The organism is Halovibrio variabilis (genome assembly GCF_007991175.1).
Taxonomy (GTDB): Bacteria; Pseudomonadota; Gammaproteobacteria; order Pseudomonadales; family Halomonadaceae; genus Vreelandella; species Vreelandella variabilis.
Genome location: NZ_BJXV01000012.1, coordinates 97,999 through 114,388 on the forward strand (window position 1 = coordinate 97,999; position 16,390 = coordinate 114,388).

Genomic DNA, 16,390 nt, shown 5'->3' on the forward strand with positions numbered 1-16,390 from the left:
GCAGCTGCCGCTTAATCCATCATGTCAACAACGCGATCGACCAGCTTAAAGATACCAATCGCCGCTTCGCTGATTCGCGTTGCCAGCATATACGCAGGCGTAGTGACCACGCGGTGTTCTATATCAACGACAATATCTTCCACGCCGCAGCTGCGGTGAAGCCCGCCCATGGCGCTGATGGCGCCGGAAACCGCCGGGTCATTGCCCACCGTCACCGCAATACCATCATCGAACAGGCGGGGTACTAGTAGCGAGGCAATACACATTAAACCAATCGGTTTGGCCGCTGCACGAAAACCACTCAACGCCTGTTTTAATGCATCCAGCACTTGCATATTGTCACCGGCGCTGGCGAAGTCCGATAGGTTTTTAGAGACGCCAAAGCCACCCGGCACGATCACCGCCTCAAAATCATCCGCGTCCAATGCGTTCAGCGGGCTGATCTCACCTCGCGCCAAGCGGGCAGACTCCTGAAGCACGTTGCGCGGCTCGCCGTCAGCCACTTCTTGGTTGCGATGATTGACGACGTGATGCTGTTCAATATCAGGGGCAAAACAGCGGTAACCAATGCCCAACTGATCCAAGCGCAGCAGCGTCAACGTGGTTTCATAAATGTCAGAACCATCGTAAACACCGCAGCCGGCTAAAATCACTGCCACCTGTTTGGTCATGCCTATCTCCTTATCCCAGGGTCTGCCGAACGCAATACAGCAAAGCAGCCGCTCACTCTAGCCACTCTGGCGTGGCGCCACAAGACGGCTTTCGCCGCAGGGTATGCCTGATATACTGCCAGTAGGCCTACATTTACGATCCTTAATGGAGAATTCTCTTGAGCATACTAACGCCTCGCCACTTCCCTGCCACCCGCATGCGCCGTATGCGCCGCGATGATTTTTCACGTCGTTTGATGCAGGAGAAAACCTTAACCCCTTCCGACCTCATTCTTCCGGTGTTTGTGCTGGAAGGCGAAAACCAGCGCGAAGCCGTGGCCTCAATGCCCGGCGTTGAGCGGCTGTCTATCGACCTGCTAATTGCGCAAGCTCGCGAGGCGTATGAACTGGGCATCCCGGCGCTGGCGCTTTTTCCCGTCGTAGGGCCTGAGCAGAAAAGTGAACTCGCCGAAGAGTCGTACAGCGCCAGCGGGCTAGTGCAGCGCAGCGTACGCGCCCTTAAAGAAGCGCTGCCTGAGCTAGGGATCATTACCGATGTGGCGCTTGACCCCTACACCAGCCACGGCCAGGACGGCATTCTCGATGCGCACGGCTACGTGCAAAACGACCGCACGGTGGATACGCTGCTCAAGCAAGCGCTGTCCCACGCCGAAGCAGGTGCCGACGTGATAGCCCCTTCCGATATGATGGATGGGCGCATTGGCGCCATTCGCCGGGTGCTGGAACAAGAGCACCTGCACAACGTGCGCATCATGGCTTACAGTGCCAAATATGCCTCTCACTATTATGGTCCCTTCCGCGATGCGGTGGGCTCCTCCGCCAACTTAGGCAAAGCCGATAAGCGCACTTATCAGATGGACCCCGCCAATAGCGACGAAGCGGTGCACGAAGTCGCCATGGACATCGCCGAAGGGGCTGATATGGTGATGGTGAAGCCCGGTATGCCCTATTTGGATGTCGTGCGTCGCGTCAAAGACGAGTTAAAAATACCGACGTTTGCTTATCAAGTCAGCGGCGAGTACGCCATGCACCGCGCGGCCTTTGATAACGGCTGGCTGGAAGCAGAACCAGTGATTATGGAATCATTAATGTGCTTTAAGCGCGCGGGTGCTGACGGTATATTGACCTACTTCGCCCTCGACGCCGCTCGACTACTCCAGCGTCGCTAAGATGACAATCAGGTGACACTTGTTTGTCATCTTCTCCCCGCATACTGGGCAAAAACACCGGCAACCAATTATGATACGTTTACGTCAGCCACGCGGGGAGAGCCACCATGGACGAGCAAGACTCACGACACTTACCAGTAGCGTCTGCTGATCAAACCAGCCACGACGGCGATATGCCGCTGCGTATCAATCGCACCTCCAACGGTGTGCAAGCAAAAGAAGCGCTAGCGGAAACCGATCTTGACGACACCCAGCTCTATTTCAATCGCGAGCTATCCCACCTGCAATTTAATATTCGCGTGTTGGAACAGGCGTTAGACGATTCTCATCCGCTCCTTAACAGGCTGATGTTCCTGCTTATATTCTCGTCCAACATGGATGAGTTCTTTGAAATACGCGTGGCGGGGCTAAAGCATCAAGTTGCCTTAGGCGATGAAACCGCCGCCGCCGATGGCCGTTTGCCCAAAGCGGTATTGGCGGAAATATCCCAAGTTGCCCATGCGCAAATTGATCGTCAGTATCAGATACTCAACGATATCCTGCTGCCCGCCCTGGAAGCCCAGGGACTGCGTTTTCGTCGCCGTGACCAGTGGACCGATGCACAAAAAGACTGGGGACGGGCATTTTTTGATAACGAAATCATGCCGGTAATCAGCCCTATTGGCCTCGATCCGTCGCATCCCTTCCCGCGCCTGGTCAATAAAAGCCTCAACTTTATCGTCGAGCTGGAAGGTAAAGATGCCTTCGGTCGCGCCGGTGGCATGGCGATATTACCCGCGCCCCGTTCGCTGCCGCGTTTAATGGCGCTGCCCAAGGAGCTATGCGAAGAGGGCTTTTCAGAGTACGTCTTCTTATCATCGATGATCCATGCCCACGCTGAAGAGCTGTTTCCCGGTATGCGCGTACGCGGCTGCTACCAGTTCCGGTTGACCCGTAACGCGGATATGAGCGTAGACCCCGAGGAGGTTTCGGACCTGGCCTCGGCGCTGCGTGGTGAACTCTTGGCCCGCCGCTATGGCAGCGGCGTACGCTTGGAAGTCGCCGACAACTGCCCCGATGACCTCACCAATTTTCTACTCCGCCAGTTTGAGCTTGCAAACGATGATTTGTATCGCGTTAAAGGGCCGGTGAACTTAACCCGGATGATGTCGGTGCTCGGCGATGTAGATCGTCCCGACCTGGTCTATCGGCCTTACACGCCAAGCATCCCCAAAGCGCTCAGAGCAGGCAGCCTGTTTGACGCCATTGCCAAGAACGATATTCTGCTGCATCACCCTTTCCAGTCGTTTACCCCCATTGAAGATCTGCTACGCGAAGCAGCGCGTGACCCTAACGTACTGGCAGTGAAACAGACGCTTTACCGCACGGGCTCGGACTCCCCCATTGTCAGCGCGCTGGTGGAAGCCGCCAGCCAGGGTAAAGAGGTCACGGTGGTGATCGAGCTGCGGGCGCGTTTTGATGAAGCCGATAACCTGCAGCTCGCCTCGCGCCTACAGGAAGCCGGGGCAATCGTCGTCTACGGGATTATGGCGTATAAAACCCACGCCAAAATGCTGCACATTGTGCGTCGCGAGAAAGGCGAACTGTGCTATTACGCACACCTGGGCACCGGCAACTACCACTCCAAAACCGCCAAGCTGTACACCGACTACAGCCTGCTGACGGCTAATAAAGCGCTCTGCGCCGACGTACATAAGGTATTCCAGCAGCTCTCGGGCATGGGCCGCGCGCGTAAAATCGATACGCTGCTGCATGCGCCGTTCACGCTGCATGAGCGGCTGGTGGCAATGATCGACCGCGAAGCGCAGATAGCGCGTAAGGGCAAGCGCGGGCACATTATCATTAAGTGCAACTCATTGACCGAGCCCAAGCTGATTAAAGCACTCTATCGCGCCTCCCAGGCGGGGGTTGAATGCGACTTGATCATTCGCGGCATGTGCTGTCTGAAACCGGGCGTGCCGGGCGTTTCAGACAATATTCGCGTACGCTCGATTATCGGCCGTTTTCTGGAACACACGCGGGTGTTTCATTTCCATCACGACGGCAAGCCGGAGATCTGGTGCTCCAGCGCCGACTTTATGTCGCGCAACATGTTCCACCGTGTGGAAACCTGCTTTCCGCTGCTGGATAAGAAACTCGCTACCCGGGTACGCAAAGACCTGGAAACCTACCTGGTGGATAACTGCCAGAGTTGGCTGCTGCAGAGCGATGGCAGCTACCGGCTCCGGGACCCTGGTGAAGGCGACGCGATCAGCGCCCAGGAAACCCTGCTCTACGCTTATGCAACGAAAGGCTAGGGCGTCGAAACGTTAGCACGCATACCCAAAACCCCGCGGCTAGTGCCGCGGGGTTGGTTCTGACTTCTAATCGTTTAGGTGTAGCGTTGGCGGAGTCGTTTGGCGGCTTCCACCATATTGGCCAGCGCGGGCTCTACTTCCGCCCAGCCACGGGTTTTGAGGCCGCAGTCTGGGTTGACCCACAGCCGCTCGGCGGGGATTTTTTCAAGCGCTTTTTCCAGCAAATCGACCATCCAGCTCACCTCGGGAATATTAGGGGTGTGGATATCGTAAACCCCAGGGCCGATTTCGTTGGGATAAGCAAAGTCCTGGAAGGCGTCCAGCAGCATCATATCTGAACGCGATGTCTCAATGGTGATCACATCGGCATCCAGCGCGGCAATCGCGCCGATAATATCGTTGAACTCCGAGTAGCACATATGGGTATGAATCTGCGTCGCATCGGCAACGCCTGCAGCACTTAGCTGGAAGCTCTCTACCGCCCAGTCAAGGTAGGCCTGCCACTCATTTTGGCGCAGCGGCAGCCCTTCGCGCAGCGCTGGCTCATCAATTTGCACAATGTTGATGCCGGCTTTTTCCAGATCCAGCACCTCATCGCGCAGCGCCAGGGCAATCTGGCGGCAGGTGGTTTCCCGCGGCTGGTCATCGCGCACAAACGACCACTGCAGAATGGTCACCGGCCCTGTGAGCATGCCTTTCATGGGCTTATCGGTCAGTGTCTGGGCGTACTGACTCCAGCGTACCGTCATCGGCGCGGGGCGAGACACATCACCAAAAATCACCGGCGGCTTTACACAGCGCGAACCATAGCTCTGCACCCAGCCAAAGCGGGTAAAGGCAAAGCCTTCTAACTGCTCGCCAAAGTACTCCACCATGTCGTTGCGTTCGGCTTCGCCGTGCACCGGCACGTCAATACCCAGCGCTTCCTGACGCTCGACGGCGTAGGCAATCTCGGCCTGCATGCGGGCTTCGTAGTCGGCTTGGGTAAGCTCACCGGCTTTAAACGCGCGCCGAGCAGCACGAATCTCATTGGTCTGCGGAAAGGAGCCAATGGTCGTCGTCGGGAACAGCGGCAGCTTGAGTGCCTGCCGCTGGGCCTCTACGCGCACGGGGTAAGGCGCCTGGCGCTGGCTATCGGCGGGGCTAATCGCCGCCAAACGCTCGCTGACCGCCGCTTGATGAATGCGCGCTGATTCTCGCCGAGCGTCGAGCGCGCGGGTGGCTTCGTCCAAGCGTTGTTCATCGGCGGGCGTGGCCTGGTTATCGATCACGCGCGCCAAGGTCACCACCTCGCCAAGCTTCTGCCGCGCGAAGGCCAGCCAGCTGGTTAACTCAGCCCCCAAATCCGTCTCCTGCGCCAAATCCACCGGCACATGGAGTAGCGAGCAACTCGGTGCCAGCCAAAGCCGCTGGCCCAGGCGTACTTTTAATGGCAGCAGGCGTTCGCGTAGCGCAGCGAGATCGGCCCGCCAGATATTACGACCATCGACGAAGCCAATGGATAGCACCTGATGCGGGCCGAGGCGGTCAATCACACTGTCTACCTGTTGCGGCGCGCGCACGGCATCAATGTGCAACCCCGCCACGGGCAGACGGGTTGCCAGCGAAAGGTTATCGCCCAAGCCCCCGAAGTAAGTGGCCACTAACAGCTTTAGCGGCGCCGACTGGAGGCGATGATAAGCCCGCTCGTAAGCCTGCTGCCAGGCCAGCGGGAGATCCTGTACCAGCGCCGGTTCGTCCAGTTGCACCCACTCAATGCCTTGCGTCGCCAGCCGCGCTAATATTTCGCCGTAGACGTTGAGGACGCTGTCGAGCAGCGTCAGGCGGTCAAAGTCGCCGCCCTTGGTTTTGCCTAACCATAGCCAGGTTAGCGGCCCCGTTAGCGTTACCTTGGGGGTAAAACCCGCACGTAACGCTTCATCCACTTCGTCAAACAGACGCTTGGATGCCAGGGTAAAGGTTTGCCCTTCATGCAGCTCCGGGACGAGATAGTGGTAGTTGGTATCGAAGTATTTGGTCATTTCACAGGGCGCGGCGGGTTCGCCGCTAGGCGCTCGACCGCGGGCCATTCGAAAAGCCGTATCAAGGTCGATATCGCCACCCGCAACTTCCGCTTGGGCGTTAAAGCGAGCAGGCACCGCCCCCAGCGCCACCGATACGTTAAGCACTTGATCATAAAAAGCAAAATCGCCCACGCTAACAAAATCCAAATCTGCATCCTGCTGAGCCTGCCAGTGGCGCACACGCAGTTCGTGGCCGGTACTTTCCAGCTCGCTGCGCGTGCACTCGCCTTTCCAATAGGCTTCCGTGGCCTTTTTGAGCTCACGCCGGGCGCCAATGCGGGGATAGCCGAGAATATGAGAAACTGTCATGATGAACCTTACCAACGTGAATGATTTCACACAGTCTGGGCACCACTTATCGGTGAATCAAACTAAAGTTTTTAATATTGAAGATGAAAAATACTCACCATGATCACACACCGCCATGATTGAACTCATTATGATCACACAACGCCATGATTGAACTATGCCATGATTGAACTATGCCATGATTGAACTACGCCACCTCCGTACGCTGCTCGCGCTGCGCGAAACCGGCTCGCTCGTCGACGCCGCCGAACGCGTTCATCTGACCCAGTCGGCGCTTTCTCATCAGCTGAAGGACCTTGAAAGCCGGGTCGAGAGCCCGCTGTTTGTGCGCAAAACCCGCCCGGTGGAATTTACCCGCGCGGGGCTGCGACTACTCGAACTAGCCGACCAAATCCTGCCTGAAGTACGCAAGGCGGAGCGTGATTTGGCGCGTTTGGCAGGCACCGAGCAAGGCCGTTTGCATATGGCCATTGAGTGCCATAGCTGCTTCCAGTGGCTGATGCCGACGGTGGATTATTTTCGCGATCACTGGCCGGAGGTGGAAATCGATATTCCCAGCGGCCACCACTTCGACCCGCTCCCGGCGCTTGCCCGGGAACAGCTCGACCTGGTGATCACTGCCGACCCTCAGCCGCTGGAGGGCATTCACTACGCGCCGCTGTTTCGCTATGAGGGCTTACTGGCCGTCGCCCGCCAGCACCCGTTTGCAGGCCGGGGCTTTATTGAACCCCAGGCACTCGCCAATGAAACCTTGATTACCTATCCCGTCGAACAGTCGCGGCTGGATATTTTTACGCAATTTTTGCAACCGGCGAACGTTCGTCCCCGGGAGATCCGCACCGCCGAATTGACCATTATGATGATGCAGCTGGTGGCCAGCGGACGCGGCGTCTGTGCGCTGCCCAACTGGGCGCTCACCGAGTACCTGGAGCGCGCTTATGTTAGCGCGGTGAAGCTGGGCGAGCAGGGGGTGTGGAGCACGCTGTACGCGGCGATTCGCGAAGAAACCCGCGAAGCGCCGTGGATGCAGGATTTCTTACGCACCGCACGGGAGACCTCCTTTGCGGTGCTGTCGGGGGTTAGGCCGGCGGATCGCGACGCGGAATCAGCAGCGTGAAACGCGCACCGCCCAAGGTGGGGCTGGTGTCGATGGTCACGCTGCCACCGTGGCCGGCCATGATTTTCTGTACAATCGACAGCCCTAACCCGTAGCCGCCAGAGCTACGGGCGCGGCTGTCGTCCAGCCGGGCAAAGGGCTTGAAAATATCGGCGCGTGCTTCCGGCGCAATACCGGGGCCGTCGTCTTCCACATCAATCCGCACCAAACTGGGCTCATCCCAGAGCTGAATTATCACGCTGGACTTGGCATGGCGGCAGGCGTTACCGACGAGGTTCTGCAACGCGCGCTGGAGATAGCGCGGCTCCGCCAGCAGTTCGATTTCAGGGCCAGGGGCGAGCGATAGCGCTAGGTCTTTATGCAGCGGCGTGAGCGTATCAATCACCCGCTCGGCCATGGCGCGGCACTCTACTAACGAAGTATCAAGCTCGGCGCCGTTCACCGATTCTCCGCCTAAGCGTGCATAGGTGAGAATTTCATCGACCAGCTCATCGAGTTCGGCAATATCGGCATCAATACCCTGTAGCTGGCGGCGGATAGCAGGCTGGTCGGTCATGTCGTCGACCATTTGTACAGCAAACCGGATGCGCGCTACCGGGGTGCGTAGCTCGTGGGAAACCGCGCGAATCATCTCCTGCTGGCCGCGTAGCAGGCTCTGCACCTGGTTGGCCATGCCGTTAAACGCCATGCCCAAGCGGCCTAAGAAGTCTCCACTCTCTACCTTGACACGGGTTTCCAGGCGGCCGCTGGCGATCCGCGTGGCAGCCAGTTCCAGCCGCGCCATGCGAGCTTCAATGCTACGCATGATCAAATAGATAATCAGGCTGAGGACAATCATCAGCCCCACTAATAGAGGCAGGTGTAAATTCGGTGGCAGCGTATCGCCACGGGAAATGGGGCCCGCTTGTAGCCACTCAGCTTCGCCCGGCGGTGGCAGCTGATAGAGAAGCGTCACCGACAGCTGATCGGACACCAACCGTGTCACCACGCTGCCGTCAGTTAACTGTGCTCGCTGTGCCGCCATTAGCTCAGCAGGTAACTCGGTGATTAGCTGCAGCGGCCAGCTACCTGAGTTTAACGCGGCGAGGCGACTTTCACGCTCGCCTACCGGCTGAGCCGCCAGCCAATCGCCAAGCAGCGCGATGCTGCCGTGCCACTGATGTTCACTCCAGTCATCAAGCCTGGCTTGCAGCAACTGCGTCTCACCGGGCAGACGCTGCTGTAACAGCCAGGGGCTCTCAGCGACCAGTGTTTTGCCTTGCTCCAAGCGCTCCCGTTCAAAATAGCCAAGCTCAGCAGCGCTAACCGGAATCAAGGTGAGCTGCAAGGCTAACCGGTCTGAAAAACGCTCAAGCAGGGGGCCACGCTCAGCCCTAGGCGTCTCGGCGAGCCATCGGGTCATGAGCGACATGGGTAACGCGGCAAGCTGTTCACGGTAGTCTTCGCGGCGCACCTGTTCAATAAAAGAGCGCCCAGCAAAAGCAATCACAAACACCACTAACAGTGCCAAGCCCAGCAACACATAAAAGCGTAAAAACGAGCCGCTACTGAGCACCCGCCGCATGATGCCGCTCCTTTGAGTGATCAACTGTCTTTGACGAAGAGATAACCCTTACTACGCACGGTTTTGATCCGATGAGGCTGATTGGGATCATCGCCAATCTTGGGTCGAATGCGCGATACGCGCACATCAATAGAGCGGTCCTGACCGTCATATTTAATGCCCCGCAAATCGCTGAATATTTCCTCGCGGGTCAGCACGCGCCCTGCATTGCGAGCCAGCAGCCAGAGCAAATCAAATTCGGCACTGGTTAAGTCGATTCGCTCACCCGAGAGCCTGGCTTCGCGGGTGGCGTTATCTATTTCCAGGTTCTCGAAACGCAGGCGCATTTCACCATTGGGTGCTGGGGCGTCGGCTCGGCGCAGCAGAGCCCGCATACGGGCCAGCAGCACCCGTGGCTGGACAGGCTTTGGCACATAGTCGTCGGCGCCCATTTCAAGACCCAACACTTGGTCAAGGTCATCGGTGCGCGCGGTTAACATCATAATAGGCCCTGCAAAATTGGGCCTTACCCGGCGACAAATCGCTAGCCCGTCTTCGCCGGGTAGCATTAAATCTAAAATCACCAAATCGGGTTGTAGCGTCAAGATACGATCAACCCCTTTAGCCCCATCAGCTTCTAGCGTTACCTGGAAACCATTGGCTTCCAAGTAATCACGGGTGAGCTCGGCCAGACGCCGGTCATCCTCAATGATCAGGATATGATCTTGACCGGGATAATCAGGTATTACAGACTCTTGCGACTCAAGCGCCTGAAATTGCTGTTCCAAATGATCTACCATCCTTTTTATACACTCCGCTTATAGGCAGTTTATCTTCTCACCCGCTCACCCTTTACTAACGCAGATGACCTCTTAATGGTCCACAGGATAACCCAGAACACTTAAAACACCCGCTTCTGTCGTTACCATTGCGGGCTTATGCGTAAATACGTTTCGGCTAATACTTGATTCTCACACCCGCGAGGGCTAGTGTAGAAGAGCTAACTGTCGACACTTTGACAGGAGGAACCTGCCATGAAAAATAGTAACGCCAAAAGTGTGATTAAACGTGTTTATGTGCCAACCCAGGTGCGCGACCTGCCCAACGGAGAGAAGCTAAAAATTCCCGGGCATTATAAAGCGCCACCGGACGAGGGTAATGACACGATTGAGTGATTTAGCATTGAGTAATCACTACTCAAGTTACCAAAAGGCAGGCCGATTGGCCTGCCTTTTTTTGATTTATCGTTAGATCAATGATGCCAGCGATTCGTTCACAAACCGCACTCATGGCTCGGGAAGGCTCAACACCATCTCCCCTGCCTGTATTTCAATCGTTAATAGATTTAAAAAACTCATACCGAGCAGTACGATATCCCGTTCCATATTAGGGCTAATCGAGCCCTGAACATTGTGTACTTTCAGCCCCCCTAGCGAAACCTCGTCTAGCTCGGTTAACGACCCTTCAACGCGACCATTAGCGGTATTAAACCAAGCGCTGCGGCCTGGCTCCAAGCCAAGTTCGCTGGCCAAATCGGCCGGTATCGCCACATAGGTGGCGCCGGTGTCGAGTAAAAAGGTCACCGGCTCGCCGTTAATTCGCCCCGGCGCCTCAAAGTGCCCAGCACGATTTCGCTGTAAAGTGACCGGCTCTCCTGTGGGCAGCGTATGCACCACATTAGCATTGGGGCGCATCATATCCTCAAGGCCTCCGTGTATCCACCAAGTGCCCACCGCCATTAATAATACCCAGAACAGCAGCATCATAACGATGCCGCCGCGCTGAGCGGATGGTCTTGCCATGTGCGTTGCCATACTCCACCTCACTGAGGTAAGGCCCTAGGCTTTAGGATAGGTGTTTTGCCAGGATAGCGCGGCCGCCCGGCCGCGGCGCTCATTGACCCCGGCACAAATCAGCATCGCGATGACGAACAGGCCAGCGCATAGCAAGATAGACGCTTGCAAGCCCACCAGTGTTTGCAATAAACCCAGCATCACTATGCCCAATACGCCCGCCAATTTGTTAGCCAATCCCCAGAAGCCGAAAAACTCCGCGGATTTAGCCAAGGGGGAAAACAGGCCGACCAAGGCTCTACTCGCCGACTGGCTGGAACCAAGACTAAGCCCCGCTAAGCAGCCGACCACCAGAAACACATATTGCGCTTGCCACTCCAGGGCAAATTGCCCGTTAAACCACTGAGTCAACTCCGGCGTCGCCCAGATCGCCATAATCGCCAGCACCCAAAGCGCCAGCGTCATCAAATAAGTACGCTTGGCACCAAGTTTATCCTGTAGCCAACCGAACCCCAACGCCCCCGCCGCAGCGGTAACCTGAACAACAATGAACATGATATTGCGCACGCTTTCATCCCAGCCAATCACTTGAGCGCCATAGATGAACGCAAACGCAATAATGATGTAAACACCCGCCATCGAGAACAGCAGCGATATTAAAAATACGCTCAGATCTTTGAAGTAGCGCAATTCATGTAGCGTTCTGGTGACACGCGTCACGGCGATATGGGGATAGGAGACGCCGCGAGGCTCGGGGGTACCCCGCTCTTTCAACCATAAAAAAGTAGGCATAGCGGTAATCAGGAAAAAACCCGCAGCGAAAGGACCGACCCAGCGGATGCGTTCAAAATTTTCGGCGCTGGCTTCGCCGAGTACCACCAGGGTAAAGCCCGCCGCGAATAGCCCGCCGATATAACCTAACGCCCAGCCAAAACCGGAAATTTTACCCAATGACGCTGGCGGCCCAAGTTCAGGCAGAAAAGCGGCAATAAACGACTCACCCATGGAGTAAGCGTAATTAGACAGAATAATCAATATCAGCCCAATAACGACATAGCCGGGCTCCACAAAGTAAAGCATCGCCGTGGTCACCACGGTCGCTAAGTAGCTAATCAGCAGAAAACGCTTCTTCTCGGCACGATAGTCCATGATGGCGCCGCACAGCGGCGCGGTGATCACTACCATTAGGTAGCTAATGGCCAGGGCAAGGCTCCATAAGAAATTGGCAAGCCGAAAATTATCGCCACGATCTCCCACAATCACAGTGGTAAATAGCTCGCCAAATACCACGGTAATAATCAGTAGCGTGTAGGCCTGATTGGCAAAATCAAACATTGCCCAGCCGAAGATTTCGCGACGCGACGCGTAGGTATCCGTTACTTTAACAGCGTTAGCAGCCAGCATTTGAGTTCTCTCGCAGGGGGGAGCCGTAAGCCTAGCAGGTGGCACCGGCAAGACGCTGTCGGCGTTGCCAGTATGTCAACGCCCGGCGTAAAGCCGGGCGTCATGATCATGATAGAAACAGAAACAGGCATTCTTACAGCAGCCAGTGAGCCGCGACAGCGGCAAGGCCAATGACCAGGGCCGTTAGCACAGCGACCGTTACCGCGCGGTCAAGCCAACGGTCAAAGCCAGCCCTTTTGGGCAACCTTCGGGTTGCCCCATGGCGCTCTTGCCGAGCCATTAGCACCGTCGCTTCATGTGTTATTGCTCCCCTAACAAAGCACTGATCGAGTCACACCAAGACCCACTATTAAGACCTACTATTAAGACTAACTATTAATGCGCTGATTGACCACACTGGGAGCATGGCGCAGACGCTCTTCTTCACCTCTGGACTCATAGAATAGCTCAGCCTCGAAGGCGTCAGCGCGGACAGCACCGATGCCGACTGAAAACCGGTCAAACCACCTGATGCCATCAGCCCACCCTCAGATGACGCGCTTGTACAGCGGAGTACGCTACCCGTTGAAAAACGTAACCGCATTCTAGGGCTCAGATTGTCCTGTGATTATTTCCGGCTACGTCCAACATTGCCTCCCTGCCCCACATTGAACTTGCGGCCACTAGCGGGTTCCAATGGTAGCGAATAACCGATGGAGGCTTATATGCCACAAATGAATCGCGACCAACGCAATGCGGCATGGCAAGCGGCTAACCAATGGCGTGCACGTGCAGCGAAGACCCAACCGACCGGCTTGGCGGGCAGTTTAAAACTACTCTTCACGTGGCTGGCCTTTGGCGCGCTAATGATAGTCGGCGTGGTATTTGGCCTGTTTTTCTTATTAATTGGCTGGGCCATGATGCCGTTTGTACGCCATAAAATGAAAAAGCGTATGGAACAAATGCGCGCTCAGCAGGCGCAAGATATCGGCGGCGGCCATGCCGACCCTGCAACACGTCCCGGTCATCAGGACGTGTTGGAAGGCAGTTATGAAGTCAAAGACGATCAGCGCTAAGGCCTGTTCGCTGTATTAGGTTCCAGAAAACGCTGCCAGAGCGCGATAATTATCTCGCGATGGGCGTGAAACGCTTCACCCTCAGCGCGGGCTTTTTCACCGGTGAGCGCCGCCCGGTGAATCGCGCTGCGATAAGCCAAATAGGCTTCGCGTAGGCGCTCTGCTTCTTCACGGGGTAAGTGCCCCGCTTCCGCCAGCACCTCTAAGATACGAATATTATCGCTATAGGTGAGTAACGCAGGGGTTTGGTGGGCCAGGGCCAACACCGCGTATTGGCAGAGAAATTCGATATCGACCATACCGCCGGCATCGTGCTTTAAGTTAAAACTGTCACTGGCGTTTTTACTGCCCAAGTGATCGCGCATTTTCTGGCGCATCTTAACCACCTCTTCGCGCAACGCGGCGTTATCGCGCTGGCTACCTAGAATATCCCCGCGCAGCTGCCTGAATCGCTCGGCTAGCGCCTCGCTGCCCGCCACCACACGTGCCCGCACCAAAGCTTGGTGCTCCCAGGTCCAGGCATTCTGGCGCTGATAGTCAGCAAAGGCTTTTAGTGAGGTCACCAACAGGCCAGAGTTACCCGACGGGCGTAGGCGCATATCCACCTCGTAAAGACTACCCGCCGGTGTCACCGCCGTCAGTAGGTGGATAATCCGCTGGCCCAAGCGGGTAAAAAACAGTGGCGTATCAATGGGTCGCGGGCCGTCGGTAACGTCTTTACCGTCGCTGTCGTGAATAAACACAAGATCCAAATCGGAGCTGTAACCCAGCTCGATCCCCCCCAGTTTGCCGTAGCCGACAATCAGAAACTCAGCCTCACGCGCATTCAGTCCTTCAGGAACGCCATGCTTGCGAGTGATATGCTTCCACGCCATGGCTAATACCGCGTCTAAAATCACTTCAGCAATATAGGTTAAGTAATCACTTACGTTCATCAAGTGGCGCGTACCCGCGACATCCGAGGCCGCCACGTGCAGCGTTTGGGCATGCTTGAATACCCGTAGCGCCTCAAGCTGCGCCTCTTCATCATCCTCCGGCAGGCGATTCAGCGTTTGCCGGAGTTCATCGGCCAGGCGCGCTTTATCGGCGGGCGTATACAGCGTTTCCGGGGTGAGCAGTTCGTCGAGCAGGATGGGGTACCGCGCCAGCTGTTCGGCGATCCATGGGCTGGCGGCACACAGATGCATTAGGTGCTCCAGCGCCTGGGGATTCTCGCGCAAAAGCGCCAGATAGGCGGTGCGTCGCAGCACCGCTTCGATCAACGGCTGAACCCTGGCCAGCGCAACATCCGGCGCGTCGCTGTCGGCTACCGCATCCAGCAATAGCGGCATCAACGCATCCAAGCGCTCAAAACCAATCCGCTGCATGCTCTGTACTTGACGTGAGTGGTAGAGGCTATGCAGCCTTTTCAAGGCTTTGTCGGGTTCGTTAAAGCCCGCTTCGGCGAGGTGCGCGTTGGCTTCCTCCGGCTCTAACTCGCCACGCCAAATAAGCCGCCACTGAGCCAAACCCAGCTGGTTATCAACGTTGGCTTCCTCGACATCCTCTTCGGGGTCGGCAATCACCGCGTCAAAGTGCTGACGCACCCTTTCGCGTACTTCATCCAACTGGGCGATTAACCCCGGCCAGTCTTCATGGCCCATGGCGAAGGCCACCCGTTCACGATCATCATCATCGCTGGGTAGGGTTTGTGTTTGGCGGTCTTCCAGCGCCTGAAGAGCATGCTCCACATCACGCAAAAAGGCGTAATCGGGCAGCAGCTCATCGACCACGTTTTGCGGTAACAGGCCTAGCTCGGGCAAGCGCTTGAGCGCGGTTTTCAGCGAGGTAACCTGTAGCTCTGTATCGCGGCCGCCACGGATCAGTTGAAACGCCTGCACCACAAACTCAACCTCGCGAATACCGCCGGGGCCGAGCTTGATATTGTTTTGCATGCCCTTGCGCTTCACTTCGCGATTGATCATTGCCTTCAATTCGCGCAGCGACTCAATGGCGCCAAAATCCAGATATTTGCGATAAACAAAGGGTCGCAGCCCGGCAAGTAGCTCGTCGCCCGCGTCTCGGTCGCCCGCCACGGGGCGCGCTTTGAGCATCGCGTAACGCTCCCATTCGCGGCCTTGATCCTGGTAATAGCTGGAGAGCATGGCAAAACAGCCCACTAGCGGGCCGCCGTCGCCCAATGGCCGCAGACGCATATCGACGCGGAAGGCGAAGCCGTCGGCGGTCATGGCATCCAGCGCGGCAATCAACTTTTGCCCCAGCTTAGTGAAATACTCCTGGTGCTCTAAGGGCTTACGGCCACCTTGGGTTTCGCCTTTTTCGGGGAAGGCAAAGATCAGGTCGATATCAGAGGAGAGATTCAATTCCCCCGCCCCCAGCTTGCCCATGCCCAGAATCACCAGACGCTGCGGCGTTCCGTCCTGGCGCGGAGCCGGCAAGCCCCAACGCGGCGCGTAAAACTGCTCAAGCCACGTTAATGCTGCGTCTAAACACGTTTCGGCAAGCGCGGATACCGCCTGCGCGGTATCCCACATGCGATAACCGCTAGGACGATTAAGGTCGCGCCAAACAATAGCCAGCATGCGCTTACGACGAAAACGCCGCATCGCCCGCTGCATGGCTTCCTCGTCGGCGGCGTGCTCAAGCAATTCATCCAGCCAGCCGGCAAGTTCCTCACGTCCTGGCTGGATGTCCAGTTCACCGCCAATATCCAGTTCAACCAGCCACTCGGGGTAACGCGCCAGGGTATCCAGCGCAAAGGTTGAAATGGCCAGCACCCGCGCAAGGGCCTCGCGTCGCGGCTTAGCAAGCGCCTGCCAGCTACTGGAAGGCAATTCCTGCTGGGTCATATCGGCGACATTGTCGGCCTGTTCCAGCGATTCGCTTAACCGCTCCCAAGCGGCTCGGGTCGCGGTATGTAACGACGCTGGCAGCGCTGCCAACGGCAAAAAATTGTCGTTCAGTTGCAT

12 protein-coding genes are annotated in these 16,390 nt (G+C 56.8%); 5 read left to right on the forward strand and 7 right to left on the reverse strand.

Going from position 1 to position 16,390, the window contains the following annotated elements; genetic code table 11:
• Positions 1-11: 11 nt before the first annotated feature.
• Positions 12-671 (reverse strand): isoprenoid biosynthesis glyoxalase ElbB, encoded by a 660-nt coding sequence (elbB, locus tag HVA01_RS11840; RefSeq protein WP_146875621.1) that lies wholly within the window; start codon positions 669-671, stop codon positions 12-14.
• 158 nt (positions 672-829) lie between these two features.
• On the opposite strand from elbB, the gene hemB reads away from it, so the two are divergent.
• A complete protein-coding gene (gene hemB, locus HVA01_RS11845) occupies positions 830-1,840 on the forward strand; it encodes a porphobilinogen synthase (protein ID WP_146875622.1) in 1,011 nt (336 codons plus the stop codon).
• Positions 1,841-1,947: 107 nt separating this feature from the next.
• Positions 1,948-4,137, forward strand: a complete 2,190-nt coding sequence (gene ppk1, locus HVA01_RS11850; protein ID WP_146875623.1) for a polyphosphate kinase 1 — start codon at positions 1,948-1,950, stop codon at positions 4,135-4,137.
• 74 nt (positions 4,138-4,211) lie between these two features.
• Here ppk1 and metE read toward each other — a convergent pair whose 3' ends face one another.
• Complete coding sequence (gene metE / locus HVA01_RS11855) at positions 4,212-6,509, reverse strand: 5-methyltetrahydropteroyltriglutamate--homocysteine S-methyltransferase (RefSeq protein WP_146875624.1); 2,298 nt, start codon at positions 6,507-6,509, stop codon at positions 4,212-4,214.
• Positions 6,510-6,687: 178 nt separating this feature from the next.
• Between metE and HVA01_RS11860 the strand changes: the two genes are divergently transcribed.
• Positions 6,688-7,626, forward strand: a complete 939-nt coding sequence (locus tag HVA01_RS11860; protein WP_146875625.1) for a LysR family transcriptional regulator — start codon at positions 6,688-6,690, stop codon at positions 7,624-7,626.
• Here the strand turns inward: HVA01_RS11860 and HVA01_RS11865 are convergent.
• Both HVA01_RS11865 and HVA01_RS11870 read right to left on the reverse strand, forming a co-directional pair.
• Positions 7,589-9,190 carry an ATP-binding protein gene (locus HVA01_RS11865; protein WP_146875626.1) on the reverse strand — a complete coding sequence of 534 codons (1,602 nt, stop codon included), beginning with the start codon at positions 9,188-9,190 and terminating at the stop codon, positions 7,589-7,591. The two genes, HVA01_RS11860 and HVA01_RS11865, sit on opposite strands and share 38 nt — an antisense overlap.
• 20 nt (positions 9,191-9,210) lie before the next feature.
• Entirely contained in the window at positions 9,211-9,969 is a 759-nt protein-coding gene (locus HVA01_RS11870) for a winged helix-turn-helix domain-containing protein (protein ID WP_146875627.1), read from the reverse strand.
• A gap of 234 nt (positions 9,970-10,203) precedes the next feature.
• Between HVA01_RS11870 and HVA01_RS17400 the strand changes: the two genes are divergently transcribed.
• Positions 10,204-10,344, forward strand: a complete 141-nt coding sequence (locus HVA01_RS17400) for a hypothetical protein (protein WP_170243512.1) — start codon at positions 10,204-10,206, stop codon at positions 10,342-10,344.
• 111 nt (positions 10,345-10,455) lie between these two features.
• On the opposite strand, the gene HVA01_RS11875 is transcribed toward HVA01_RS17400, so the two are convergent.
• Together HVA01_RS11875 and HVA01_RS11880 are read right to left on the reverse strand one after the other, a co-directional pair.
• Entirely contained in the window at positions 10,456-10,971 is a 516-nt protein-coding gene (locus HVA01_RS11875; protein WP_146875628.1) for a retropepsin-like aspartic protease family protein, read from the reverse strand.
• 36 nt (positions 10,972-11,007) lie between these two features.
• Positions 11,008-12,366 (reverse strand): MFS transporter, encoded by a 1,359-nt coding sequence (locus tag HVA01_RS11880; protein ID WP_146875629.1) that lies wholly within the window; start codon positions 12,364-12,366, stop codon positions 11,008-11,010.
• Positions 12,367-13,070: 704 nt separating this feature from the next.
• Between HVA01_RS11880 and HVA01_RS11885 the strand changes: the two genes are divergently transcribed.
• Positions 13,071-13,421 (forward strand): hypothetical protein, encoded by a 351-nt coding sequence (locus HVA01_RS11885; RefSeq protein ID WP_146875630.1) that lies wholly within the window; start codon positions 13,071-13,073, stop codon positions 13,419-13,421.
• Here the strand turns inward: HVA01_RS11885 and glnE are convergent.
• The gene (glnE, locus tag HVA01_RS11890; protein ID WP_146875631.1) at positions 13,418-16,390 is read right to left on the reverse strand and encodes a bifunctional [glutamate--ammonia ligase]-adenylyl-L-tyrosine phosphorylase/[glutamate--ammonia-ligase] adenylyltransferase; all 2,973 of its coding nucleotides are present in this window, start codon (positions 16,388-16,390) and stop codon (positions 13,418-13,420) included. The two genes, HVA01_RS11885 and glnE, sit on opposite strands and share 4 nt — an antisense overlap.

Excerpts from the sequence above, each read along its gene's own strand:
- elbB (WP_146875621.1), bottom strand. The coding sequence starts at position 671 with ATGACCAAACAGGTGGCAGTGATTTTAGCCGGCTGCGGTGTTTACGAT.
- ppk1 (WP_146875623.1), top strand. The coding sequence starts at position 1,948 with ATGGACGAGCAAGACTCACGACACTTACCAGTAGCGTCTGCTGATCAA.
- metE (WP_146875624.1), bottom strand. The coding sequence starts at position 6,509 with ATGACAGTTTCTCATATTCTCGGCTATCCCCGCATTGGCGCCCGGCGT.
- HVA01_RS11860 (WP_146875625.1), top strand. The coding sequence starts at position 6,688 with ATGATTGAACTACGCCACCTCCGTACGCTGCTCGCGCTGCGCGAAACC.
- HVA01_RS11865 (WP_146875626.1), bottom strand. The coding sequence starts at position 9,190 with ATGCGGCGGGTGCTCAGTAGCGGCTCGTTTTTACGCTTTTATGTGTTG.
- HVA01_RS11870 (WP_146875627.1), bottom strand. The coding sequence starts at position 9,969 with ATGGTAGATCATTTGGAACAGCAATTTCAGGCGCTTGAGTCGCAAGAG.
- HVA01_RS17400 (WP_170243512.1), top strand. The coding sequence starts at position 10,204 with ATGAAAAATAGTAACGCCAAAAGTGTGATTAAACGTGTTTATGTGCCA.
- HVA01_RS11875 (WP_146875628.1), bottom strand. The coding sequence starts at position 10,971 with ATGGCAAGACCATCCGCTCAGCGCGGCGGCATCGTTATGATGCTGCTG.
- HVA01_RS11880 (WP_146875629.1), bottom strand. The coding sequence starts at position 12,366 with ATGCTGGCTGCTAACGCTGTTAAAGTAACGGATACCTACGCGTCGCGT.
- HVA01_RS11885 (WP_146875630.1), top strand. The coding sequence starts at position 13,071 with ATGCCACAAATGAATCGCGACCAACGCAATGCGGCATGGCAAGCGGCT.
- glnE (WP_146875631.1), bottom strand. The coding sequence starts at position 16,390 with ATGCAACTGAACGACAATTTTTTGCCGTTGGCAGCGCTGCCAGCGTCG.